The 24,618-nt window shown below is 34.9% G+C and carries 23 protein-coding genes and 2 riboswitches; of the genes, 10 read left to right on the top strand and 13 right to left on the bottom strand.

What is annotated here, in order from left to right:
* Positions 1 to 80: 80 nt before the first annotated feature.
* From NCCP28_RS10135 to NCCP28_RS10115, 5 genes are all read right to left on the bottom strand, one after another.
* On the bottom strand, positions 81 to 674 hold the full coding sequence (locus NCCP28_RS10135; RefSeq protein ID WP_248561300.1) for a DJ-1/PfpI family protein: 594 nt from the start codon (positions 672 to 674) through the stop codon (positions 81 to 83).
* A 127-nt stretch (positions 675 to 801) separates the two neighbouring features.
* Positions 802 to 1,443: a VanZ family protein gene (locus tag NCCP28_RS10130; RefSeq protein ID WP_248561299.1), complete on the bottom strand. Its 642-nt coding sequence runs from the start codon at positions 1,441 to 1,443 to the stop codon at positions 802 to 804.
* Between the two features lie 141 nt (positions 1,444 to 1,584).
* A complete protein-coding gene (locus NCCP28_RS10125) occupies positions 1,585 to 1,998 on the bottom strand; it encodes a nuclear transport factor 2 family protein (RefSeq protein ID WP_248561298.1) in 414 nt (137 codons plus the stop codon).
* 290 nt (positions 1,999 to 2,288) lie between these two features.
* A complete protein-coding gene (locus NCCP28_RS10120; RefSeq protein WP_248561297.1) occupies positions 2,289 to 3,158 on the bottom strand; it encodes an aminoglycoside 6-adenylyltransferase in 870 nt (289 codons plus the stop codon).
* Between the two features lie 368 nt (positions 3,159 to 3,526).
* The gene (locus NCCP28_RS10115) at positions 3,527 to 5,551 is read right to left on the bottom strand and encodes a hypothetical protein (protein WP_248561296.1); all 2,025 of its coding nucleotides are present in this window, start codon (positions 5,549 to 5,551) and stop codon (positions 3,527 to 3,529) included.
* Positions 5,552 to 5,745: 194 nt separating this feature from the next.
* On the opposite strand from NCCP28_RS10115, the gene NCCP28_RS10110 reads away from it, so the two are divergent.
* From NCCP28_RS10110 to NCCP28_RS10095, 4 genes are all read left to right on the top strand, one after another.
* Entirely contained in the window at positions 5,746 to 6,435 is a 690-nt protein-coding gene (locus NCCP28_RS10110) for a response regulator transcription factor (RefSeq protein WP_248561295.1), read from the top strand.
* Entirely contained in the window at positions 6,432 to 7,436 is a 1,005-nt protein-coding gene (locus NCCP28_RS10105; protein ID WP_248561294.1) for a sensor histidine kinase, read from the top strand. The genes NCCP28_RS10110 and NCCP28_RS10105 overlap by 4 nt, the downstream gene beginning before the upstream one ends.
* Before the next feature lie 99 nt (positions 7,437 to 7,535).
* Complete coding sequence (locus NCCP28_RS10100) at positions 7,536 to 8,297, top strand: ABC transporter ATP-binding protein (protein ID WP_248561293.1); 762 nt, start codon at positions 7,536 to 7,538, stop codon at positions 8,295 to 8,297.
* Positions 8,287 to 10,233 (top strand): FtsX-like permease family protein, encoded by a 1,947-nt coding sequence (locus NCCP28_RS10095; protein ID WP_248561292.1) that lies wholly within the window; start codon positions 8,287 to 8,289, stop codon positions 10,231 to 10,233. The genes NCCP28_RS10100 and NCCP28_RS10095 overlap by 11 nt, the downstream gene beginning before the upstream one ends.
* 425 nt (positions 10,234 to 10,658) lie before the next feature.
* On the opposite strand, the gene NCCP28_RS10090 is transcribed toward NCCP28_RS10095, so the two are convergent.
* The 3 genes from NCCP28_RS10090 to NCCP28_RS10080 all read right to left on the bottom strand — a co-directional run bounded on the left by NCCP28_RS10090 (position 10,659) and on the right by NCCP28_RS10080 (position 14,352).
* Positions 10,659 to 12,758: a HAMP domain-containing sensor histidine kinase gene (locus NCCP28_RS10090; RefSeq protein ID WP_248561291.1), complete on the bottom strand. Its 2,100-nt coding sequence runs from the start codon at positions 12,756 to 12,758 to the stop codon at positions 10,659 to 10,661.
* A complete protein-coding gene (locus NCCP28_RS10085) occupies positions 12,736 to 13,428 on the bottom strand; it encodes a response regulator transcription factor (RefSeq protein ID WP_248561290.1) in 693 nt (230 codons plus the stop codon). Before NCCP28_RS10085 ends, NCCP28_RS10090 begins: the two co-directional genes overlap by 23 nt.
* Before the next feature lie 201 nt (positions 13,429 to 13,629).
* Positions 13,630 to 14,352, bottom strand: a complete 723-nt coding sequence (locus NCCP28_RS10080; RefSeq protein ID WP_248561289.1) for a YebC/PmpR family DNA-binding transcriptional regulator — start codon at positions 14,350 to 14,352, stop codon at positions 13,630 to 13,632.
* A gap of 401 nt (positions 14,353 to 14,753) precedes the next feature.
* Between NCCP28_RS10080 and NCCP28_RS10075 the strand changes: the two genes are divergently transcribed.
* A complete protein-coding gene (locus NCCP28_RS10075) occupies positions 14,754 to 15,488 on the top strand; it encodes an AAA family ATPase (protein WP_248561288.1) in 735 nt (244 codons plus the stop codon).
* Positions 15,489 to 15,566: 78 nt separating this feature from the next.
* Positions 15,567 to 16,049: a hypothetical protein gene (locus NCCP28_RS10070; RefSeq protein WP_248561287.1), complete on the top strand. Its 483-nt coding sequence runs from the start codon at positions 15,567 to 15,569 to the stop codon at positions 16,047 to 16,049.
* Between the two features lie 560 nt (positions 16,050 to 16,609).
* Here NCCP28_RS10070 and NCCP28_RS10065 read toward each other — a convergent pair.
* Both NCCP28_RS10065 and NCCP28_RS10060 read right to left on the bottom strand, forming a co-directional pair.
* On the bottom strand, positions 16,610 to 16,900 hold the full coding sequence (locus NCCP28_RS10065; RefSeq protein ID WP_248561286.1) for a hypothetical protein: 291 nt from the start codon (positions 16,898 to 16,900) through the stop codon (positions 16,610 to 16,612).
* Positions 16,901 to 16,964: 64 nt separating this feature from the next.
* A complete protein-coding gene (locus NCCP28_RS10060) occupies positions 16,965 to 17,795 on the bottom strand; it encodes a YitT family protein (RefSeq protein WP_248561766.1) in 831 nt (276 codons plus the stop codon).
* Between the two features lie 268 nt (positions 17,796 to 18,063).
* On the opposite strand from NCCP28_RS10060, the gene NCCP28_RS10055 reads away from it, so the two are divergent.
* Positions 18,064 to 18,249, top strand: a complete 186-nt coding sequence (locus NCCP28_RS10055) for a hypothetical protein (protein ID WP_248561285.1) — start codon at positions 18,064 to 18,066, stop codon at positions 18,247 to 18,249.
* A gap of 83 nt (positions 18,250 to 18,332) precedes the next feature.
* Here the strand turns inward: NCCP28_RS10055 and metE are convergent, their stop codons facing one another.
* A complete protein-coding gene (gene metE, locus NCCP28_RS10050; protein ID WP_248561284.1) occupies positions 18,333 to 20,624 on the bottom strand; it encodes a 5-methyltetrahydropteroyltriglutamate--homocysteine S-methyltransferase in 2,292 nt (763 codons plus the stop codon).
* 237 nt (positions 20,625 to 20,861) lie between these two features.
* Positions 20,862 to 21,055: riboswitch (cobalamin riboswitch) on the bottom strand.
* A gap of 95 nt (positions 21,056 to 21,150) precedes the next feature.
* Positions 21,151 to 21,256, bottom strand: a riboswitch (SAM riboswitch).
* Positions 21,257 to 21,474: 218 nt separating this feature from the next.
* Between metE and NCCP28_RS23600 the strand changes: the two genes are divergently transcribed.
* Both NCCP28_RS23600 and NCCP28_RS10045 read left to right on the top strand, forming a co-directional pair.
* Complete coding sequence (locus tag NCCP28_RS23600) at positions 21,475 to 21,603, top strand: hypothetical protein (RefSeq protein ID WP_282579551.1); 129 nt, start codon at positions 21,475 to 21,477, stop codon at positions 21,601 to 21,603.
* Between the two features lie 148 nt (positions 21,604 to 21,751).
* Complete coding sequence (locus NCCP28_RS10045) at positions 21,752 to 21,985, top strand: hypothetical protein (RefSeq protein ID WP_248561283.1); 234 nt, start codon at positions 21,752 to 21,754, stop codon at positions 21,983 to 21,985.
* A 92-nt stretch (positions 21,986 to 22,077) separates the two neighbouring features.
* On the opposite strand, the gene NCCP28_RS10040 is transcribed toward NCCP28_RS10045, so the two are convergent.
* A complete protein-coding gene (locus tag NCCP28_RS10040) occupies positions 22,078 to 22,383 on the bottom strand; it encodes a CotD family spore coat protein (RefSeq protein WP_248561282.1) in 306 nt (101 codons plus the stop codon).
* Positions 22,384 to 22,513: 130 nt separating this feature from the next.
* The gene (locus NCCP28_RS10035; protein ID WP_248561281.1) at positions 22,514 to 23,464 is read right to left on the bottom strand and encodes a glycoside hydrolase domain-containing protein; all 951 of its coding nucleotides are present in this window, start codon (positions 23,462 to 23,464) and stop codon (positions 22,514 to 22,516) included.
* A gap of 235 nt (positions 23,465 to 23,699) precedes the next feature.
* On the opposite strand from NCCP28_RS10035, the gene NCCP28_RS10030 reads away from it, so the two are divergent.
* Complete coding sequence (locus NCCP28_RS10030) at positions 23,700 to 23,837, top strand: hypothetical protein (protein ID WP_248561280.1); 138 nt, start codon at positions 23,700 to 23,702, stop codon at positions 23,835 to 23,837.
* Positions 23,838 to 24,618 lie beyond the last annotated feature (781 nt).

The raw sequence follows: 24,618 nt of genomic DNA, 5'->3' as shown, positions 1-24,618 counted from the left end.
CTGCCCAAAATCTCCTTCTATTCTTATATTATATGTAATCTCCATTTTACAAAAACATTGCATCTTATCAGTTTCTTTTCTTATAATACTATATCATATTCCATTCTTTTAGCTGTTTGCACAGCAGCATCCCTGCCTAATAGCCTTATGATTAAATGAAAAGACATATTAATTCCAGCCGAAATGCCCCCAGATGTAAGAATAGTGCCCTCATCTACAAACTTCACGCTCCGCTCTACTTGCACTAATGGAAATTCCCTTTCTAAGCGATCGATATCCATCCAATGGGTGGTAGCTTTTCGCCCATCCAAAATGCCTGCTTTGGCAAGCAACAATGCTCCAGTGCAAACAGATGCTGTTATATTTGATTTTGTTTGCTGCTTTTGTATCCAGCTGATGACATTCGGATTGTTTATTTCCATTTCTTCAGCTCCGTACCCGCCAGGTATGATTACAATATCAAACGTCGGATGATTAGAAAAGCTATAATCAGGACATACCTTTAAACCATTTCTCGCTGTAATTAAGTTGCCCTTTTCAGAAATCGTTTTAACGATAAATGGCTTGTCTGCCACTTCTGGTACAGTTGCCAAAGAAAAAACTTCAAATGGTCCAGCAAAATCTAATACTTCCACCTCGTCAAAAAGTAATATTCCAACCTTTTTTTGCTTCATTCTTATCTCCTATCTTAAAATAATAGACTACTTTATACATGTTCTAATTGTAGTTTGCTTTTTCAACCATGTCTATTAACAAGCTGCCCTTCAAATTATCATATAGTAGACAAACTTTAAAGTTTTATCACCTATATTTTTCCGTGTCTTCTGTTATCATAGGATTCCCTGTATCTAACCTTTGCAATGCTGTTATCTGCAATCGATTTGCTAATTTAAAAGTTCCAGCATATATAAAGTAGCCGATCATTGCACCAAAAACATTGCAAATCACATCATCCACATCAACTGCACGTATAGAGGATCCTGATAAAATTTCGAAAAACTGTATTCCTTCAATAAAAATAGATAATAGCAATCCTAAAAATAACATACTTGATAGATTTTTATACTGGCGCCAAATAATCGGCGCCAATACTCCTAGTGGCATAAAAAGCAAAATATTGCCGCCGACATTGCGGATAATGAGACTGGACATAAATAAAGCATCTCCATCATAAGCTGTTCCAATTTGTTCGATGCTTTTCAGTATAGAAACCAATGGAATAATATTTACGCTATACTTTAGCCCCTCTAAACTCCCAATATTATAAACATAAATAGGAAATAATGTTACAGATACAACTAGCAGCATATACACTACAAACAAAAATTTCACTGCTTCCTTTAACCAATAAATTGGTTTCTTTTTATACGAGAGGACTAAATTTATACTGACTCCAATTATGTAAATACAAACTCCTATGTATACAATCAAGCTACTATACACCCTTTTTTCTCCTTTCTACCTCTTTTACTAAAACCTTATTTTACCAAATAAGGAAAATTAATTAAATATTTTTTGTAAAATAAACCTTCTTTTCTATAGTTAGACGAGATAGAACATTGGAAAGTTTTGCTATTTTCTTTTTTATATTGATTTAATGATATAAGAAGTTATTTCTTTTATTTTCCCCTTTTTCCCTGCACTGGTGAATTGATAAATATGACAAAAAGCATAGGTATGTTGATTTTTCATAAACACCATACCATTAACACATCCTGTATTTCCATGAGTAATAATTGTCTCTATATGTATTTCAGTTGGCTGATCTATGTGGTCATTTATTAGTGCTTGTATAATTTGCTTTTTTCCACTTATACTAGTTTGACCGATATGATTCCAAGTTATATTATCAGCGAAATCCTCTAATATGCCAGTAATTTCTTTTAAAGCAAATGCTATGCAGACTCCCTTTAATACTTGCTTTTTAGGAGCATTGCCGCAGTCTATCGGGCAGATAATTTTTATTTCCTTATTTCCGTCTATCTTAATATTTCCCATCGTTCCTCCTCATCAGAAAAACTATTCTTTTGTTTTATACTATTTGGATATTTTAAACATTTTAGGATATACTGTTTAAATACTTCTTAAAAGACCATTTTTTCCTTATACCACTCATAGCTTTCTTCTGAGATCAGGAAACTTCGCTCCAAACGACAGATAATACTTTATTTCTATAGAAACATTTCATCATTCCGCAATAATGCTCGCTCATTTTTTCAGCAGCTCCTCTTTTTGCATTGTATAATATCTACTTTATTAACCGTCACCTCGTTTTTTTGCCATTACGCTTAATATATTTCTTTCCCATCTTTCGGCAGTGTCTGTACATGTCGGCAATATCTTTTTATTTTTTTTGATTCTTCGATCGAATAAGGAACATCTATTATTTTTGCCACATCAACAGCAACTTTTTCAAATTCATTCATTAACTTAAATAATGCATCCCATATTTGATTGTATGTACATAATGGATAGGTATTTATTAAAATCCCCCATGTTTCCTCATCTAAATAATGCTCAAGTAATTTTGAATTTTTTCCAATACTTAATGAAAAGTTTGTTTCAAAGCCAATTTTCCATTCGAGCATAGTCAAAAACTGTTTGCGCACTATATGTAAATGATCATATGCATATAAAATCTCTTGTCTCCACAATCCTTTTGCAACATATGTTGATACCCACCAAAACTCATTGCAGCAATCTGAAAAGGCTGCCGCTGAAGGTTTTTGAACCCAATATTCTTTGTCATTAGCTGGAAGCAATGAAGGAAGAATATTGTCCTTATCCAATAGAATAACTGCAAGTGTATCTCCGCTGTTCCAATTATCTTTTTTCTCTAATGGACAAAGTGTCAAATCAATGCGATTGCCATCTGTAAACAGCATCAAATAAGAAAAATTCCCATTTAGCGTCGGAGGAAACAACTCCATGTTCTCCGGCGTCTGCATAATCATTCTTTCCCCAAATACATCTATCCAATGTTTATCCTCTATAAATGACTGCATTTCTGTAACAACATAAACAATATCAAAATCTTGAAAAGGATCTTTTGCTGCATTAAGATTAGTCCTTGAACCAGTTAAGCCGACTCCTCGAATCCGTTCATCCTTTTTAGCTACTTCAAGAATCAATGAAAACATTTCTTGTTCTGTTCGCATAGTTATCCGGCTCCTTATTTATTACATTAATTTTTTCATCATGTCATGTCCTATCCATAACTACCAGCCAATATTATTCTGTATTTCCGTCTTTAGTTATCTCCTTTATCATAGTGGAAATCATAGATTACCAGGTATGTCCCAGCATTTCCTATCAATCTTTTTGGACATTTGCATAGTCGGCAATATTCTATTTTTTTATTTGGGATTCTTTATTCACTGCAAATATTCAAAACTTCTACTCCTTTTATCTTCTATTGCATCTGTTCGTTTATGCTTCCTTTTTGAAACTTCCATCAAAAGAATGGAATAATAGAGAAAAGGGGCAGCCAATAGCCAAAAAATTGACTTATTGGACAAGCCCCTCTTTATTGCTTCTCTCCTTCATAGATGACAGCGATTCTATCACTTTCAACCATGCCTGGATATGCAATCGCTACATATACTTTTCCTTTTTTAGTGCCAAGCTGCTTTACGGTAAGAGTAGTTTTGGAGCCGGCTGAAGTCTTTGAGGCCATTAATTTTCCTTTGCTGGCAGCAGTATAGACTTTTACGGCATCCCCCTTGCTAATACCTGAAACTGTGATTGTATCATTTTTCTTTTTATTATTTACTATTTTAACTTGCGAGGTTTTCAGCACATCTGTTTTTTCCCCCGCAAAGCCAATAGCGGTGCGGTCGCTTTCTGCTTCTCCTTGTTTTGTTATGCTTGCATAGATTTTGCCCGCTGTTTTGCCGAGCTGGCTGACAGAGAGCACAAGGCTTGTGTCTTTTGCAGTGCCAGATGCGAGCAGACTGCCTTTTGATTCGGCATTATATATTTCGATGTGATCGCCTTTTTTCAGCTTACTGACTGCAATGCTGTCTTTAGATCCTTTATTGTTTAGCACCTTTATTTGATCAGTGCTTGGCTTTGGCGATTTTTTGGAAATGCTGAATTGATACGGATAATAATCTTTTTCATTATTATCGTATATTTTCCAATAATAATTGCCTTTTTTTAATTTCGCCTCAAACGAAACTGGCTGCTTCAGCGGATTTTTTTTCGTTGATTTTACTTCTTTGATAACATGATATGATTCATCAATTATTTCAGCTCTCCAGTCTGTGCCAGGAACAACCGGCAGGCTGATGGTCATATTGGCATCCTTTTCGACTGTAAACGGAAATAAATCGACAGAATCTCTTAAACCAACTGTTCCTTTATACAGCTTGTTTATTTCGATTTTATTTTGGCTGATTAAATTATAATGCGTTTCTTTTTCATAATTAGTCATCGGCTCAAAAGCAACTTTTAGAGTATACGGCGTCTTTAGGGCAGTTCCTTTCGGATCTTCTACTAAAATATAATAGGTGCCTTTGGCAAGTCCTGTGGGAACAGATGCCACCTTTTTTCTATCTTTGCTGTCATCGCTGTAAATAGTTGCATTTGCATTTAGGATGGAAGCTTTCCATTTGGCATTGGCATTTTGGCTAAACGAAAAAGTCACTTTGCCATCTGCCGGCAATGTAAACTTGTAGTAGTCCCGGTCCAGCCGGTAAGCAAGATCCCCCACATACTCTTTATTTAACAGCATTGACGTTGCACTAGTTTGCGAATTATTGGTTTCTTCCTCGTAATATTCTGCTGTGGATGCAAACGATGTTTTCAGCTCATAAGGCATACGGGCATATTCTCCCTGAAAGGAAAGATAATATGTTCCTTCTGATAAACCTATTTTATTCGTTTGATAGCCATTTTCTTGCGGCACTTTGGAAAAATCCCATTCTCCTCTCCACTTTTCATTCTTATCCCTGATTGTAACAGTCCATTCTTGTGGAACATCGGTTTTTACGCTTAGTTTTAATTGTCCATTTTTTGGAATAATAACTTTATAGTAGTCTTCATCAAATACTTTGCTTATGCTTCCAGAAAACGTCTGTTCTAAAGGAAGCAAAGCAGCAGCGGCAAAAGTGTCGTTATTTTCTATCTCTACATTTTTCTTTTTTGTATATTCCAGCTTCATCGAATAAGGGTTTTCTGCTCCCATATGTTTGCTTTTTATTTTGATATAATATGTTCCTTTTGCAAGACCCACTTCTGTTTGGGACTTGTCCCCATCTGTTCCAGTGCTTGTATACACATCTGCATACACTGGATAAACGTCTTTTCCATAAATCTCCGCATGCCACTCTGAATCTTTATTATTTTGCAGCGAAAGCTTTACTTTTCCAGCTTCTGAGAGTGTAAATGTATAGATCGCTTCACTTGTCTCTGTTGCCAGTTTTCCTGTTGCACTTGTATTCAGCTCAAATGGCACTGCCTCTTCAGATGCTTTTGGCATCATTGGCGCAGCAATAAACAGCATGATAAAAAGAACAGGAACATTCAGGTACATCTTTGCCTTTTTCACAATAAACATCTCCCTACTTTAACGAATCATGATTCTTTTATTCTACTATAATCCGCCTAATAAAAAATCTATCTTTCAAAAATTTTCTCTATTGGAAACAAATTCATAATTATAGAGAAAAAGGCGGAATAGACTAGCTTCTCCCAAGGATTTTCGCTACACTAAACAAAGAATATAAAAATGTGGTGGTTATATTGTTTAAGCTATTAGTAATTGAAGATGATAAAACATTATACAAAGAATTAAAAACGCGCTTAACTGCTTGGTCTTATGAAGTATATGGCATTACAGATTTTTCCACTGTTATGCAGGTATTTTCGGAAGTTCAGCCAGATTTAGTGATTATCGATATCCAGCTGCCTATGTTTGACGGGTTTCACTGGTGCCGAATGATTCGCAGCCATTCAAATGTGCCGATTATTTTCCTGTCTTCTAGAGATCATCCAACAGACATGGTCATGTCGATGCAGCTTGGCGCCGATGATTTTGTGCAAAAGCCTTTTCACTTTGATGTGCTTGTCGCCAAAATTCAGGCCATTTTGCGCCGCGTCTATAATTATAGTGTGGAAAAAACAGAGCTGAAAACATGGTATGATGCAACAATTGACTTTGAAAAAAACACGGTGGAAACCAAAAACAACAGCATTGAATTAACCAAAAATGAACTCTATATCTTAAAAATATTACTTGAACACAAAAATAAAATTGTCACACGAGATCATTTAATCAACAGTTTATGGAATGACAAACGTTTCATCAGCGATAATACCCTAACCGTTAATGTAAATCGGCTGCGCAAAAAATTGGATGAAATCGGTCTTGGCAAATATATTGAAACAAAAGTAGGCCAAGGATATATGGCGATTGAAGAGGTCGAACGATGATTATCAAATTTTTAAAAGAAAAACGGAGCTGGATTCTATTTATCCTCTTTCTCCAAGCGCTTAACTTCCTAATTGCAAGCATGGATAAAACCATTCCCTTGCTTTCCATGCTCTATATTAGTTTTTTGGCCAGCATTTTTTTGGTGATTTTTTTGGTGGTTCGTTACCAAAAGGAAACAGCCTTTTACAAAACCCTTGCCGACAGGGAGGATAATTTGGATACCAGCAATTTGCCTTTTCCTGAAAGTCCTTTTGAAGAAATTATTGAACAAAGCATTCTGCAGCAGACGGAACAGCTAAAAAAAGAAATTCAGCATCATTTGCTCCAAGTAGAACAAGAAAAGGATGAGCTGTTAAGCTGGATTCATGAAGTGAAAACGCCGCTTACTGCCCTTCATCTTATTATTGATCGAATGGAAGATCACAAGCTGAAAACAGCTTTAACCTATGAGTGGATGCGCATCCACCTGCTTTTGGACCAGCAGCTTTATCAAAAAAGAATTCCCTTTATGCAAAATGATTTATATATGGAAGAAACAGATTTAGAAGCAATTATTTTTGATGAAATCCGCACATTGCAAGCATGGTGCATGCAAAAGGGAATTGGCTTTGAGCTTGACTTAACAGCTCCTACTGTATTGACAGACAGCAAATGGCTGGCGTTTGTTTTTCGGCAGATTTTATCAAATGCCGTGAAATACAGCGAACATGCCGATATTATCATTACAAGCATGATGGTTGGCGACCAAACAGTTGTTGAAATCAAGGATTTTGGAATAGGAATTGAAGCACATGACTTGTCGCGGATTTTTGATAAAGGGTTTACCTCAACAGCCAATCATCATAACAAGCAGTCTACAGGCATGGGACTTTATTTAGCAAAAAAGGTTGCAAATGCCCTGCATATCCGTCTAGAGACAGCCTCTACCATCGCCAAAGGAACTACCTTCACTTTCATCTTCCCGAAAAAAAATGATATTGTGCAAATTACAGGCATGTGACAAAAATGTCACATGCCTCTTCCAATTGTTCGCCAAATGAAAGGAAAACATCTGCAGAACTTTTTATAATAAAGCTATCAATAAAGGAGTGTGGAATATATGACTATTTTACAAGCGAATAAAATCCATAAAAGCTATGGAAATAAATTTACAAAACAAGAAGTGCTGAAAGGAATTGACCTGACCATTCAAAAAGGAGAATTCGTCAGCATTATGGGAGCATCTGGTTCGGGAAAAACCACCCTGCTGAATGTCTTGTCTTCGATTGATAAAGCTTCAAGCGGTTCGATTTTAATTGAAGGAAATGAAATCACTGACATGAAAGAAAAACAATTAGCCGCTTTCCGCAAAACAAATCTTGGCTTTATCTTTCAAGAATACAATTTGCTTGATACATTGACCGTCAAAGAAAATATTTTGCTGCCATTATCGATTTCCAATACCGCAAAAAATGTGGCCCAACAAAAATTTAACGAGTTGGCTAGCGAACTTGGCATTGAACAGTTAAAGGATAAATATCCAAATGAAATTTCCGGCGGCCAAAAGCAGCGCACATCTGCTGCCCGAGCATTTATTCATGAACCAAGCATTATTTTTGCCGATGAGCCGACAGGCGCTCTTGATTCAAAATCGGCATCTGATTTATTAAATAAATTAAGCCATTTAAATAAAAACCGCAAATCTACCATTATTATGGTGACACATGATCCTGTTGCGGCAAGCTTCACAAGCCGTGTAGTATTTATTAAAGATGGCCAAATTTATACACAATTAAATAAAGGAGAACAATCCAGACAAGATTTTTTCCAAGATATTATGAAAACACAAGGAATTTTAAGCGGGGTGCAGCATGAGCATTAATCAGCTAATTTTCCGCAGTTTGAAAAAAAATATCAAAAGCTATTATTTATATGTATTTGCCCTTATTTTTAGTGTAGCTTTATATTTTTCGTTTGTGACACTGCAATACGATCCAGCAATGGACGCTACAAAAGGAACCATCAAAGGCGGTGCCGCCATTCGAACTGCCTCGATTTTATTGATTGCGATTGTCGGCATCTTTTTGTTTTATGCCAATAATATTTTTATCAAACGACGCAGCAAGGAAATTGGCTTATTCCAGCTGATCGGGATGACAAAAGGGAAAATTTTCCGCATTATCAGCACTGAAAATATGATGCTGTACTTCGGCTCCCTTGCAATTGGAACATTTCTTGGCTTTGCCGTTTCCAAATTGATCAAATTGATTTTGTTTAAGATTACAGGAATCGATCAAGTTGCTTCCTTAACTTTTTCCGGGCAGGCATTGATGCAAACTGTATTGGTATTTGCCGCTGTTTATATCTTTATTATGATGATGAATTATTTATTTATTAAAAGACAAACAATTTTAAGTCTATTTAGCGTTACTTCTTCTTCAGAGGAAAAAGTAAAAAAAGTATCGATACTGGAAATCATTTTCGGCATTTTCGGTTTGCTTTTGATTGCTGTCGGCTATTATCTTTCATCAAAATTATTTGGCGGCGACTTTTCTGAAATGAATGAACTCTTTGCCGTAATGATTATTATTCTTGCATCTGTCATTATTGGAACATATCTTTTTTACAAAGGCTCTATTACATTTGTAGCAAATTTGATCCGCAAAAAGAAAAATGGCTATTTATCGATTAATGAAGTGCTGTCATTATCCAGCATTATGTTCCGCATGAAAACAAACGCAATGCTTCTGACAATTATTACAACCGTTTCGGCTTTAGCCATCAGTTTATTGGCGCTTTCTTATATTTCCTACTATTCTGCTGAAAAAACAGCGATTGATAGTGTTCCTGCAAACTTTTCCTTTACAAATACAAAAGATGCAGACTTGTTTGCAGAGAAATTAGCAGAAAAAAATATGGACTATAAGGAAACGATCATACCAGTTCTGCAGGCAGAGGTAGACATCAGCAAAATATTAGTGTCCACGCCAGAAGGATTTAATCTTGATCCTAATACAACTCCACTGGCTGTAGTCAGCGACAAACATGTAAAAGGCGTTAACGTGAAAGAAAATGAAACGCTTTTTACAGGATATAATGATGCATTGGCAAAATTTATGGCATTAAAGGATTCAGGAGAAGTGAAGCTAAAAACAAATAAAGAATCCATTTCCCTTCATTATTTAGGCCTTGATTCACCGACAATTGTTTCTTATCTTTTCACAAGCGGCGGCATGCCGACAGTGATTGTCGATGAAACTGTTTTTGCCAAATTGGCGAAAAACCAAGAGAAGGATATTCAACGAACCACTTCCCTTTATATTGGCATCGACATCCAAGAGGATGCCCAAGTCAAAAAAGCAAATGCGCTTTTTGCTGATCTAGATTTTCAAGACAAAGACTTAAATATTTCCCGGTTTGATATGATTGATTCCAACAAGGCAAATATGGGACTGACGATGTTTATTGTCGGCTTTTTAGGATTAACGTTCTTGATTACTTCCGGATGCATTCTTTATTTTAAACAAATGGGCGAAGGAGAAGAGGAAAAGCATAACTATACCATTTTGCGAAAACTTGGCTTTACCCAAGGCGATCTGCTGAAAGGAATTCAAGGAAAACAATTATTCAATTTTGGCATTCCATTAGTGGTCGGTCTTTTGCACAGCTATTTTGCCGTCCAATCCGGCTGGTTTTTCTTCGGCACCGAATTATGGACACCTATGATTATTGTCATGGTTTTATACACCATTCTCTATTCGATTTTCGGCGTATTGTCTGTTGTGTACTATAAAAAATTGATTAAGTCTGCACTGTAAAAAAAGAGAGGCTGGGACATAAGTATTCCAATCGAAAATAAAAACGAACAATTATATGATCACCACATATAATTGTTCGTTTTTAAACTTTTTAAAAGAGCGGTTTCAGTAAAGTTTGTTGTTATTACCCGCAGCCTGAATAATTAATTTTTTCTATTTTTTTAAATGGTTTTAAAAAAAGAAGTAGAATGGAGCGGAGGACACTCAAGGAAAGGCTGAGACCCCGCAGGCGTGCCGAGGAGGCTCGGGCTTCCTCCCCGCGGAAAGGGAGTGTCTATAGCGCAATGGAACGAATTAGTTTTTACACTTGACTATATGTAAAAACACAAGTAACCAAGATTGCGAAACTAGCCTTTATTTTAAAGCGAAAGTTAGAGATTATTCGTCTTTACAGATTATCTAATTAGTTGTGTCCCAACCTCTTTTCATATTTCTATTTGCAATATAAGAATCACTTTAAATAAATCTCCATCTGTTTCAATTTCCAGTATTCCATTATGGAGATCCATAATCGATTTAGCAATTGCAAGTCCAAGTCCAGAGCCTTCTGTATGACGGGATGCATCTCCCCTTTTAAATCGTTCATACAATTCTTCAGCTCCATCATTCAGCTCATATTTGGAGATATTTTTAAATATAATAATCCCTTTATCTTCTTTTTTCTCCATCTGGATATATACCCGTGAATGTTCAAGGGAATATTTGATAATATTGCCGATGAGATTATCAAATACACGCCATAATTTTTGTCCATCCACAAAAGCATATAAAAATATTTCTTTATTGACAATGCGAAATTGCAGACTAGATGCTTGAATGCTTTCATCATATTCTGCCAATGCCTGCTGCAAAAGCTGAACCAAATCAATCTTTTCCTTCTTTAATTCCATATTTCCGCTCACCATTTTCGATACTTCAAACAAATCATCAATCAGCATTTTCAAGCGATGAGATTTACGGTCGATAATGTCCACATAACTGATTCGTTGTTCCTCTGTTAGATTCTTTCCTTTTAATAGTTCTGTATAGTTAATAATAGATGTTAGTGGTGTGCGCAAATCATGGCTGACATTGGTAATCAGTTCTGTTTTTAATCGTTCGCTTTTCACTTGCGCATGCTGGGAATTTTTCATCACTTGCGACATTCCATTGATGTTTTGTGCTAATTGGGCAAACACAGAACTTCCTTCGATTTCCAAGTCAGATCCTGCCTCGCCTTTTAGAAGTTCCTCGGATTTTGCGATAATTTTATGCAAGTAGCCAATTCTTTTAACCAGCTTTATCATAAAAGGAATGCCGATAAACGCTAACAGCAGCAAATAAATAACGAAAAAACCAGAATTAAATGCAAGCAAATAGGCCAAAAAGCCGATTAAAACCAGAAAAACTAATAGAAGAAAGCATTGTATACCTGTGCTTTGATAAAAAAAAGCTTCTTTTAAAACAGCTATTGCTTTTTGTATTTTTTTGGCTGCTCTGTAGCAAACACTCTTGCACCATTGTTTTTTTATTTGCTGCAAACTGCTAATATCATTTAACAGCTGTTTTCCTTGAAAAATCGTTAATCCCCACAAAAAAGCTCCAAGCATTGTTAAAAAGAGACTATCTAAGCTATCTGTAAGATTTTTATACAAAAATGCATATTGCAATTCCTCCGCAAAACCAAAGATGCAAAAAACCCCGCCCACAAATGTTGCCAATACAAGCAATCCACGAATATCCAGGGGGATTTTTGGCATATATCCACTTATTTTTTCAGTTCCGATTAGCCGCTGCACTATTTTAGACTTTATGCTAATAAATATAGAGAGCACCAACGTAGCCAAACTGATAAAAGAATAGGATAAAAGCATCCTTTTGGCCCTATCATAAGCATTGGCTTCCTCTTTTAATGCTGTGTTTGTTGCTGCTGCCCCTATTTCTCCTTCAAAATCTCCCACTTTCTCCAAATCGATTAAATTTCCTAGACTTTCCTCTGATTCATCTATCCCCCAATAGTCCATATTGCTGATCTGATAGTCTGTGTGAAACAGCATCATTTTAGGATTAATCTTTTCTGACCCGGTCAGCTTTTCATTCTCCTCCAAGTTGCTGTACACTTTGCCTGTTTTGCTGTTAGTAAATGAATAGCTAAAACCTTCTGCTCTTTCATGATATTCAGTCTTATATGCCTCTTTTTGCGTATAATTCTCCGCTAGCTTTTTTTCTTTCTCTTTTTTTATTGCTTCTTTTATATATGCTGTTTTTTCCTCTTCTTTTCCCATTTCCATTCGGTAATTGCTGATATCCTCTTCGGTTACGCTAATTAATTTTTTTGCTTCATTAAATGGAATATCATATAGTTCATACACTGCTAAATAAGTTGTAAAAGAATAAAACTCATCTAAAAAAGCGGAAGACTCAAAGTAGCTTTTTTCACTGTACTCATTAGCATATCGCTGGATAACAAGGAATCCACTTAAGCCAATCATAAGCAGCAAAGAAAAACCAGCAAAAATCAATCTATTTTTCCATTTTGTAGCCAAGTCCCCACACCACCTTTACATATCTTGGATTTTTTGCATCCACTTCGATTTTTTCACGGATTTTGCGAATATGTACGGCCACCGTATTTTCTGCATTATAGCAGGGCTCTTTCCATACTTTTTCATAAATTTCATGGATGGAAAATACCCGTCCCGCATGACTGGACAGCAGTTCCACAATTTTATATTCAATCGGCGTTAGTTTAATAGACTCTCCGTTCACTGCAACCGCTTTCGCATGGATGTCTACTGTTAGACCATGCAAATCGATTACTTTTTGTTTGTCTTCATATGTGCCAAAGGAAACATATCTACGCAGTTGCGATTTCACCCGGGCAACAAGCTCCATTGGATTAAATGGTTTGGTGACATAATCATCTGCCCCTACCTGCAGTCCTAAAATTTTATCAGTATCTTCATTTTTAGCGCTTAACATAATAATCGGGATATTTTTTTCCACACGGATTTTATAGGTTGCAGCAATGCCATCGAGTTTTGGCATCATAACATCAAGAATAATCAAATGCACTTCTGTCTGTTTTATCCTTTCTAATGCTTCCATCCCATCTTTTGCTTTAATGACTTCTACCCCTTCATTTTGCAAATAAATTTCAATGGCATCTCTAATCTCCTTCTCATCATCTACGACCAGCACTGTTAATTTCTCCATGACTTCCCTGCTTTCTTCTGCGTTTTTGTATATCTCTATAGTAAACGAAAAATCTTAATATTTAGGGCTTTTAATTCTTAAAACTTTCTTAATATTTTTTTCTAGTATTATTGCATGCCAAAATAGAATAGTTTGTTAGAATGCAAAAAAAGCCGCTAAAAAAGTCTAGGCTGACTTTTTTAGCGGCTTTTTCATATTTCATTACTCCCCTAAATCCACATTATGATACACTTGGCGAACGTCTTCCAAGTCCTCTAGTACATCAATCATTTTTTCAAATTGTGCTTTAGCATCTTCTGGAAGAGTTACGTCATTTTGTGCAAGCATTGTTAGCTCCGCTACGGTAAATTCTGTTACGCCAGCTTGTTTAAATGCTTCTTGCACAGCATGGAATTGATCTGGTTCTGCATAAACAACAACAGAATCTTCTTCTTCTGCAATAATATCGCGAACATCCACATCCGCTTCCATTAGAAGTTCCAATACTTCTTCTTCATTTTTGCCTTCTACGCCGATAACAGCTGTTGCATCAAACATGTAAGAAACTGATCCACTCACACCCATGTTGCCTCCGTTTTTGCCAAATGCAGCACGAACATCTGAAGCTGTTCGATTTACATTATTTGTTAATGCATCAACAATTACCATGGATCCATTTGGCCCAAATCCTTCGTAACGAAGCTCATCATATGTTTCTTCTGATCCGCCTTTTGCTTTTTCAATCGCACGGTCAATAATGTTTTTTGGCACACTATATGTTTTCGCGCGCTCTAATACAACTTTCAGCGCTTGATTAGATTCTGGATCTGGCTCTCCTTGTTTTGCTGCTACATAAATTTCACGGCCGAACTTAGCATAAATACGACTAGTGTTAGCATCTTTTGACGCTTTTTTTTCCTTAATGTTGTTCCACTTACGTCCCATTATGAACACTCTCTTTCTACAATTAAATCTTCAGCACTTTATTATATCTAGAAATATAGCACTTCTTCAATGATTTCTAAAGAAAGTTCAAAATATATTGCCATAATCCTAGTATAAAGACTATTTTAATCAGTTTATATTATACAGGAAAAGCTGAATAATGTTCAGCTTTTTGCAATAGAAAAGCTCTTTAACATATTTTTGCGGCGAAACTTTTTTTATATAAACTTTTTTATAACAAACAAACGTTCTGTTATAATCAATACATATATAATTAAGAAGCTATTTTGGATTATTCGAGCTAAAGACCTAGTGAATAGACAGCAATAGCGCCATAAACTATTAGATTTCCATAAAAATAGTCAGTGAAAACGACATTGCTAAAGAAATGAGGAGAAACCATGTTTTTAAAAAAAATCAGCTTATTAAAAAATGAACTTCCAGCCAAAAAAAAATATCCCTTTTCCATCCCTGCAATAAAAAACTTGAACTCTCTTGATTTAACAAGCAATATAACCTTTTTTGTGGGAGAAAACGGATCGGGAAAATCGACGCTGCTAGAGGCCATTGCCGATAAATGCGGGTTTCATACAGCAGGAGGGAGCAGACATAATCAATATGATGTTCATGGCGCTCATTCTGAATTAGGAGACTATCTTCGGCTATCATGGATGCCCAAAATAACAAACGGCTTTTTTCTGCGTGCAGAGTCCTTCTATCATTTTGCGACATACCTGGATAAAATGGAAGAAGATCCTTATACAAAATCCAATTATCGCCATTATGGCAGCAAATCCTTATTGGAACAATCCCATGGCGAGTCCTTTTTATCCCTTTTTTTAAACCGATTTACTGGAAAAGCGATCTATTTGTTAGATGAACCAGAAGCCGCTCTGTCGCCGCAAAGGCAACTTGCTTTTTTGCGAATTTTGCATGATTTAAGCAAAAACCAAAAATGCCAATTTTTAATTGCCACCCACTCACCTATTCTATTGGGGTATCCACATGCAAAAATTTGGAGCTTTGATCATGGCAGTATAAAAGAAGTTGACTATGAACAGACCGACCATTATCAAATAACAAAATACTTTTTAAATAATCGGGATAACATGCTAAAGGAATTATTAAAAGACTGAACTTTATTTTCCAATAAAATGGATATTTCTTAACTATTTAACCAATATTAGAAATACCTATTTATAAGGAGAAAACATATGATTGGTCTACTAATCGCAGTCGCACTTTTTAATTTTCTTGCCATAAAACTAAATAAAAGGTTAAATGCCAATCGTGTCTTGCATATATGGATGTTTACAAGCACTTTTCAATTATTATTTGATATGTTTGTTGACTTCAAATATTTAGGATACTGGTATTTCACAAAAGACATTGATTGGATATCGATACTCTATACTATTTTTTTAGTTCAGCCAGTCAATATTATTTTTTTGAATTATTACCCATTTAAAAAAGGGATAGTCAGCAAAATTATGTTTATTTTTGGTTTTAATGTGGTTATATTGCTGTATGAAAACGTTACTTTACTCCCTGAACCATGGGGATATTTCCATTATGGATGGTGGAAGATTTGGTATTCTGCACTTATTAATCCTATTTTGCTGATTTCTCTCATTCTGTATTATCACTATATCGTTTCTTTAGAACAAAAAGTTATTAGATATGCTCGAATCAAATGAATGCACTCCGCAAGGATAATTTGATTTAAGAATGCTTTTAAAGCAAGCTGACCTTTTGCATTATTTTTTCAATGCAGTACTCTAGAAAAAATAAGATGGAGCTTATTTTTCAGATAACATTCCTCCCACTATGTAATAGCTTCTATTATTGTATGTTTAAAGTAGGCTTTTTTATAAAATAAAGCTGACTATCTTTTTATCTATGTAAATTTTAGCTAGACTAGGCTACTACTTTCTATGTCTTTTAGATAGTGTTGTTTATTCACCGAAAAAATAACAACTCTCCTTTCTCTTCTACATTAGGTGATAAAGTTGTACAGAAAGTGCCTTAGTCTATTTTCTTGCCGCCAGCAGATAAAATACTATATTTTTCTTTTTGCCAAAATAAAAAAGAAGAGCTTTTTGCTCTCCGATCTTTGTTCTATTCTGACTATAAATAAGGAATATTTCAGAAACTCTGCAATTCAGGCTCCTGTCCGGCCTTCATTCTTTTCTGTATTAAGATGAAACTTTAATCATTTAATTTTACCCATTGGCCAGCCGTTGACATGGAGATTTTTTTATTGTCCGTTTTCCCATAATTGAATTTGACGGTTGATCTCCTTTATGATAAAAATTCTTTCATCTTCTCCTATAAATATTCCCTCTCCTTCTTTTGAAATAGGAGTCCTTAATTTATGGGAAAACAATTTAAACTGCTTTTTGCTTTTTAATTCATATCTTTTCCAATGTTTTGACGGAAAAATTTCCGATGGCGTCCTATGATTTTCTGATTGAATATGGTATGCGAACACAGTCTCCAATTCCTCGATAAAAAAATAGACATATGGATACATGCATCTAGTTAACATCTTCCCCCTCCTTTGAGGTAAATTTTCCCACAAATCACCTATCCTATCTATTCTAAAAAACAGCCTACTTAGAAAGTTCTAAAAAGCCTTTGCCAAATACATCCCGCACATCATGGATGGTAATAAAAGCCTGGTCATCGACGTCTTTTACAATTCTCTTTAAAACCACCATTTCTTGTTTGCTTATTACGATATAAAGAATTTCTTTCGCATTTTGTGTATAAAACCCTCGGCCATACATAACGGTAACACCACGATCCATTTCTTCATTTACTCTTTCTGCAATATCACTTTGTTTGGCCGATACAATCATGACCGCTTTTTTCGGATTTAACCCTTCAATAATAAATTCCATTACCTTTGTCGCGATATACAGCATAACGATTGTAATCATTAATTTTTCTGCGCCAATAATAAAATAAGAAGAAAAAGCAACAATTAAATCAAAAAACAGCAAAGAAAAACTAACATTCCAATCTAAATATTTGTTGGCAATTCTTGCTAATATGGTTGTACCGGCAGTGGTTCCCCCAACCTTTAAAATCATGCCAATTCCAACGCCAGCCAATATGCCGCCAAATACTGCATTAATAACCACTTCATCTGATTCAATCTGCCAACTTTCCGTAAAATGCAAAAATAAAGAATTGAACAATACTGCGATAATCGTATAAATACATGTCAGCTTATCTAAAAACCTATATCCAATCGCCAATAAAAAGGCATTAATGGTAAAATTGACAATTCCGGGTGCCCAATAAAATAAATAATATAAAATAATGGTAATGCCCGTGACTCCACCTTCTCCAAGATCATTTGGAATAACAAATACATTTACTGCGATAGCAAATAAAAAAGAACCAAAAATTATAATGGCAATATCTTTCCATTTCATTCCACTAACTAATCTACTCATATCTCTCCCCATATAACCATTCCTTAAAAAATGTTCATTTGCCATAAAAGGCATGTATTATCGATTTATATCACGTTTTTTGCATCTTTGTAAATCATTTTTTAAAAGAAAAAGCATATTTTCCAAAAAATTCATGCTTAGGAATAATTAGCCCCGAGTTAGGGAATGGAATACTACTATTCTCTTTTTAGTACCCATTGCTAAATTTTCTTTTTCGCAAAAGAAGGTTTGGTGGGGGGTGATTATTTTGAGAAAAGTAAATGGAATTAAACCTTTAATTGTTTACCTAAACTCACTTGGAATTATTTATACGGAAGAAGAAATCGGTGCATTAATTAAACAAAAAATGATTCCTCATCAAAAACCAATAAAAAATCTTCTAATCTTTGACTTAGATCATATTGATTGGTGGATAGAACATAACAAAAGGTAAACGCTTGAGGACTTTCCTTACGTTATAGACAATAGGATAATTGGCAAAAATGCTAACCAATTATCCTATTATCTACTATAATATTAAGCTTTAGTTGCCAATAGCTTTTTTCTCGTCTCTTTGGCTGCTTCGACCATTACTTTTAATGCTTCAATTGTTTCATATTCTCCTCTTGTTTTTAATCCGCAGTCTGGATTAATCCAAAATAATTTAGCTTCAAGCACTTGAAGAGCCCGATCAATATTACGAGTAATTTCTTCTAATGCTGGAATACGCGGACTATGGATATCATATACGCCTAATCCGATTCCTTTATCATAAGAATTTTCTTCAAAGGAGGTAAGCAATTCGCCATGACTTCTTGACATTTCAATTGAAATAACATCCACATCCAATGCTTCGATGCTGTCAATAATATCTTCAAAATCCGCATAACACATATGTGTATGAATTTGTGTATCATTTTCCACAAATGCAGTTGCAAGTTTAAAGGCATAAACAGCATTTTGTAGATATATTTCTCGTTTTTGCTCTTTTAGTGGAAGGCCTTCTCGAAGTGCTGGCTCATCTACTTGAATCATATTGATTCCATTGTTAACTAATTCTTCTACTTCTTTGCGCAGCGCTAATGCAATTTGATTTGCCACTTCGCTTCTTTTTATATCATTGCGGACAAATGACCAATTTAAAATGGTAATCGGTCCTGTCAGCATCCCTTTTACAGGCTTTGAAGTTAACTGCTTTGCATAAACTGTTTCTTTTACTGTCATCGGCTCCTGGAACGCCACATCACCAAAAATAATCGGCGGTTTTACACAGCGAGACCCATAAGATTGTACCCAAGCAAATTTTGTAAACTGGAAGCCAGCCAGCTTTTCTCCAAAATACTCGACCATATCTGTCCGTTCAAATTCTCCATGAACCAATACATCCAGTTCCAGTTCTTCTTGGATACTAATCCATTTTTGGATTTCTTGTTCAATATATTGTTCATATGCTTCTTGTGATAATTCCCCTTTTCTCCATTTTAAACGTTGCTTTCTTACTTCTTGTGTCTGTGGGAAACTTCCAATGGTTGTTGTTGGCAATATCGGCAATTGAAATACACGCTCTTGGATAGCTATACGCTCTGGAAAGGCAGCTTGTCTTTCTGCTGCAAATGTCTCCAAATGATTGATATTGTATTGAACATCCTGATTATTGCGATAAGAAGACTTTTGCAGTGCTGTTAATGCTTTTGTGCTTTCTTGTATTTCAGATGCGACTGCTTCTTTCCCTTCGGCTGCGCCTTTTGCAAGAAGAGTAAGTTCCGTTAGCTTCTCATCAGCAAAAGCTATTGCTTCCCCCACTACAGGTTCTAATTGTTTTTCATTAGCCGCTGTTACCGGTACATGCAGCAAACTGCAAGATGCTTGAATAACTAAGTTCTCTTTTGCTACCGCGTTAAGTATTTCATCCAAAAGTCCAAATGTTTCCTGCAAATCATTGCGCCAAATGTTTCTGCCGTCCACTACCCCTGCAAATAATACTTTTTCTTGTGGAAAACCATATTTTTTTAATGAAGCTAAATTTTCTCCTTCATCATATACAAAATCTAATCCGATTCCATCTACCGGAAGTGAAACAACCTGCTGATACTGGTCTATGCTTTCAAAATAGGTTTGCAAATTAATTTTAAGAGATGGTGCTGCTTTTTTTAATGTTTGATAAACCACTTGACATAAAGCAAGCTCTTCTGCTCCGATTGTTGTCGCAAGGATTGGCTCCTCAATTTGCACCCATTCTGCACCTGCCAAAAACAGTTCCTGCAAAATTTGTGCATATAGTGGAACTAATTGTTGAACCACTTCCTGCCATTTGTTTTCTTCATAACCTTTTGCAAGCTTAACAAAAGTAATTGGCCCAATCACAACCGGTTTTCCTTGAATCCCTAATTTTTCTTTTGCTTCTTGATAAAAACGAAGGGGACGATTATCTACAAGTGTTGGCGTTGATCCATCAAATTCTGGAACAATATAATGATAGTTCGTATTAAACCATTTTGTCATTTCAGATGCGACTGCGTTTTTTGACCCTCTGGCTATGCTAAAGTACTGATCTAAAGAAACTTCACCGCCCTTATAGTCAAATCGTTTTGGGATAAGGCCAAACATTGCTGCCGTATCAAGCATATGATCATAAAAGGAAAAATCTCCAACAGGAATAAAATCAATTCCTTTTTCTTGCTGCTTTTTCAAATGAGTTAATCGAATGGTTTCCATCTCTTTTAAAAAGTTTTTTTGTTCTAGTTTACCTGCCCAGTACTGTTCTAATGCTTTTTTCCATTCTCGATTTTCGCCAATTCTCGGATATCCTATATTTGAACTTTTTACCATGATTTCTCCACCTCTAATTAATTTTTTTTTTTCAAAAATAGCACTAGTTTATAATCGAATAACTTTTTTGTTTTATAAGCCCTTTTATAAAAAATTCTTTCAGCCAATATAACAAAAATAAAAAGTCTCTCTTTTCTACTAGAAAAGAGAGACTAAAAGGCATAACAAATATAACTGAGATTAAACATTTTCTCAGACAATTTCTGTTTCCACCTCCCCCCTATATCCACGTAGAGTACAAGTTTGATAAAATAGGCAGGTCTCCTGACTTAAGATCATCGCTTCTTATCTCTTCCCATTATCTATTTTGACAACAGTGAGTTTTTATAAGTTGCTCCCTATCACAGTGGCGGGACCGTCCCGGATTTGCACCGGACTTCCCTTTTAAGCAATGCAGCAAAACCGCATGCACCTATTGCATATATGTATTCAATTTTCTGAAGAAAAAAGTTATCCTCACTTTCTTTTTCTTCAGACAACAAGCCTCTCTAAATAAATAGAGAGGCTTGTTGTCTGAAGAATTCCTCTCTTATCTGCCAAAACATAAATGCTTTGCTGGAATTAGCACCTTTTCATATTGAATGGTTGCTGAGGCTTCACTGGGCCAGTCCCTCCGCCTCTCATTATAAGAGTTTATATAGTTTTTTTGTTAATTGGATAGTAACACAGTTTTTTGAAGGAGTCAAAATAATTTTCGAAAAATTCCTAGTATTTTTTATTTTCATTTCTCAATACTTTATACTTAAGTTTTTCGTTTTATTCAAAAAAACAAGCAGACTTAATGAAAATATAAGCATAAATAATCACTATAAAAGAAAAACTATTGAATAAAAATAAGTGAGGATATAACATGCAAACAAACAACCAATTAAGAACACTTATCTGGATGGGGATAGGAAGTGCTGCACTTTCAAGCATTTTCAGTTTTATTATTATTAGTTATTTAGCTATATTAAATAAAAAGGTAAACAAACTATAAGTCGGCTATTAGAAAAGGAGCAATTATATGCATATAGTCTTCATATGATTAGCTATTTTTGCATTATCGTGGGCAACCGTGTTCTTTTTTCCTAAAAAATTTTTGTTCGTTTTCTTCTTGTACATTATTTTCAGCATGTGTGCTGTTGGTGGAAAATTTATTTGGAACAGCACATAAATGGTGGACCGTCAAAGGCAGCAAAAAAACTTCTGCCAATAATGCAATTACCTATATTTTTAATCCTTTTTTCTTAGCTAATATATGGATTTTTCATTTAATCTTTCAAAACTCCCCTTTTTATCTGCTGCTAAATTTAGTGGTTGATCTGATTTTTGCCTATCCATTAACAACTTTATTGAATAAATTGAGTTATTTAAAGTGAAACTTTAATCAGTGGGGGTTTTACTGCCCGTTAATGTGCGATAAAAAGATAAAGAGAAAGACCCATTTCTGAGTGCTTTCTCTTTGTCATGGTTAGCGGCGGCGTCTGCAATTTGGATTGTTTAAATCATTGCCGCAATCATAATTTTCTACTACTGTTTCATTGACATTTCTTTCTGTTGTTGGATAAAAATATTCATTGCGGACAATTTCACGGTTGACATTAATAATATTAGTTGGTCGCACATGGCGTACAACGCGGCGGGATGTAGTAGTATTGACAATTGTTTTTGCAGGTTCTACCACTGTTTCCACTTCTTCTGGAGATACTCGATTACAGTTATTATGACAACGTTTTGAACCTCTGTTTGAATTGTTTTGATTATTGTAGCGTCCCATCTATTTCACTTCCTTTCTTCTAATTTGCCTTACCGTATAATCTATGAAATAGACTATAACTTGTCCAAGCAATAACACTAGATTTACAAAAAATATGCGATTTGGCCAGAACAATTGTCTTAGATAAACATTATTTATATTTTATTTTTTGATTCACATAAATAAGATTGGGATTATCAATATTATTTAAGGCTTGTAATTTGGCAACTGTTGTATGATACTTTTCAGCAATATATGTTAATGTTTCCTTGCTTTTTACGATATGATACTCTTCTTCTTTACTCTGATTCCTATTTTCCTCAGGATTAATCCAAGAACCAGGCATATTTTGCTGTTTCGTAACATTCACCATGCCTGCTGATTCATTAAAAATATAATAGCTGCCAGGCTTTACAGTGCCTTTGCTATTTTTATTTGCTGATGCATCATGGGCGTTTCTATAAGCATTTATATTTTTTAGTACATCATATTTTGGGGTTTCCTGGGATTTCGCTGCTTCTGTTGAACATAAATTCCCCCAATCTCCTGGTGATTTTTTGATTTCATTGCGGTCAATATTAATGCCTGCAGCATAAACATTATTTTCATATTGATACATATGAATAAAATCGCAGACTTTTCCTTTTGACCATGCATATGTTTGCCAATAATATTCTGCTTGCCCCTTTAATGTCTGGATCACCCTAAAAGAACCGTAAACGCCTGTTTTATAATCTTGCAGCTGGTTTTTCACCCCATTTATATAGCGGCAAATTGTTTCCATATCTTTTGACTGTGCATCAAAATCTACTGCAAAATAAATAGCCGTTCCTTTTGGCTGGCCTGCCTCTTTTGCATAATTACTAGCTTCTTTTCCATCCAATTCTCCTTGTTTCCAGCTAAAATAAGAAGAATAATTGGCTGATTTCTGAAAAATGCTGATCAATAATAAACCTGCTGATTGAATAGCTGCAACTTCTTTTTTATCAAAGGTTTTCCAAGATTCTCCTAAATAACGAGCTACATATGTAAACCCAGCTTGCTTTAATGCTTTTGCCGATTGTAAGGATAGCTTTGTAGCACAATCAACTCCAACTTTCATTCTGTCACTCCCCTTCTTTTATTGACTATTAAAAGCATAGCCTTTACCTTATATTTAGAAATGAGACTGGCATTTAGATACCCATTTAAGCGAACTTTTTATTATTTTTTCTTTTTCTGCCAGATTAGGATATTGTAAAAATTTCCATTCACTTAATTTTTACAATAATTTTATATAAACTAAATTTTTTTGTAGTAAAGTAAATGGTACCAATAGTTTTAGGAGGTTATCTTGAATGGGAAAAATCGTCTTGCATGAAAAAAAGGAATATTATTTAATCTATCAATATGATTCTGGATTTTGTGAAATCAAATCAAAAGAGCGGCATTTTTCAGTAGAACTTGTCCATATTTCTGAACTTACTTTTCCTTAAAAACCTCCTTCGCTTACTTTTTTAAAAGAAACGGTTTGCAGTAAACCGTCTAAACATATCACTTAAATTTAAAATATTGTTTATATGGAATTATTTAAACTATATAATAACTTTACTTATTTTCATCGTTTCTCCATATATATCATAGCTGTTTTAGCAGCCAAACCTATGACTTGAATTTGCTTAAAATTCCCGCCCCTTTTTCTTCTGATAAATGCTAAATAATATTGTCTTTTGCATTAGTAATGAAAAAGACAATATGATGGTTATATCAGATGTTCTCCTCTTTTGCTACCCAATACTATTATAAGCACCATCCTGTCCAATCTATGTTTCTTTTTTAACATGCTGAATAATCAGCTTTTTGTAGATAATAAAAATAAAAGCTGATTGTTCATTATCCTTTCCCTCCCTTTGGTTAACCATTGCTTAAAAATTCTCTTCTTCACTGCTGATTGGCTATAGAGCCTGTTTTATTTCTCCCTTCATCCGTTCGCTTTCTGTGAGCAATCTAAATTTGCCATTTTGAAATTCACCTTTCAAAGCAAGAGTTTTATGCTCTCTGCTCCAACCCATATAGCATCAAAAGCAAATATGGAATTTAATACAGCTTAAAAAACGAAAAAACTTCCCTTATTTCTGCTCGTTATCTTCTAGTGCAAATATCCTTTTCCCTCAAGGATTAATGACCTTGCGTTTTTAAATATGCTATAATTAAGATTAATTTAAAATCTCCCATCAACTTATGGTTAGGATGATTACTATAAAATTAGGACAAAAG

Origin of the sequence: Niallia sp. NCCP-28, assembly GCF_023168165.1 — a bacterium.
Classification (GTDB): Bacteria; Bacillota; Bacilli; order Bacillales; family Cytobacillaceae; genus Niallia.
Note: the sequence above shows the minus strand (reverse complement) of the source record. Positions and strands in the feature narration are given on the sequence as shown.

Bases quoted from the DNA above. Each gene is read 5' to 3' on its own strand.
- metE (WP_248561284.1), bottom strand. From the start codon at position 20,624: ATGGTAAAAAGTTCAAATATAGGATATCCGAGAATTGGCGAAAATCGA.
- NCCP28_RS10135 (WP_248561300.1), bottom strand. From the start codon at position 674: ATGAAGCAAAAAAAGGTTGGAATATTACTTTTTGACGAGGTGGAAGTA.
- NCCP28_RS10100 (WP_248561293.1), top strand. From the start codon at position 7,536: ATGACTATTTTACAAGCGAATAAAATCCATAAAAGCTATGGAAATAAA.
- NCCP28_RS10040 (WP_248561282.1), bottom strand. From the start codon at position 22,383: ATGGGACGCTACAATAATCAAAACAATTCAAACAGAGGTTCAAAACGT.
- NCCP28_RS23600 (WP_282579551.1), top strand. From the start codon at position 21,475: ATGCAAACAAACAACCAATTAAGAACACTTATCTGGATGGGGATAGGA.
- NCCP28_RS10085 (WP_248561290.1), bottom strand. From the start codon at position 13,428: ATGGAGAAATTAACAGTGCTGGTCGTAGATGATGAGAAGGAGATTAGA.
- NCCP28_RS10065 (WP_248561286.1), bottom strand. From the start codon at position 16,900: ATGTTAACTAGATGCATGTATCCATATGTCTATTTTTTTATCGAGGAA.
- NCCP28_RS10095 (WP_248561292.1), top strand. From the start codon at position 8,287: ATGAGCATTAATCAGCTAATTTTCCGCAGTTTGAAAAAAAATATCAAA.
- NCCP28_RS10035 (WP_248561281.1), bottom strand. From the start codon at position 23,464: ATGAAAGTTGGAGTTGATTGTGCTACAAAGCTATCCTTACAATCGGCA.
- NCCP28_RS10080 (WP_248561289.1), bottom strand. From the start codon at position 14,352: ATGGGACGTAAGTGGAACAACATTAAGGAAAAAAAAGCGTCAAAAGAT.
- NCCP28_RS10075 (WP_248561288.1), top strand. From the start codon at position 14,754: ATGTTTTTAAAAAAAATCAGCTTATTAAAAAATGAACTTCCAGCCAAA.
- NCCP28_RS10125 (WP_248561298.1), bottom strand. From the start codon at position 1,998: ATGGGAAATATTAAGATAGACGGAAATAAGGAAATAAAAATTATCTGC.
- NCCP28_RS10105 (WP_248561294.1), top strand. From the start codon at position 6,432: ATGATTATCAAATTTTTAAAAGAAAAACGGAGCTGGATTCTATTTATC.
- NCCP28_RS10030 (WP_248561280.1), top strand. From the start codon at position 23,700: ATGGGAAAAATCGTCTTGCATGAAAAAAAGGAATATTATTTAATCTAT.
- NCCP28_RS10120 (WP_248561297.1), bottom strand. From the start codon at position 3,158: ATGCGAACAGAACAAGAAATGTTTTCATTGATTCTTGAAGTAGCTAAA.
- NCCP28_RS10060 (WP_248561766.1), bottom strand. From the start codon at position 17,795: ATGAAATGGAAAGATATTGCCATTATAATTTTTGGTTCTTTTTTATTT.
- NCCP28_RS10070 (WP_248561287.1), top strand. From the start codon at position 15,567: ATGATTGGTCTACTAATCGCAGTCGCACTTTTTAATTTTCTTGCCATA.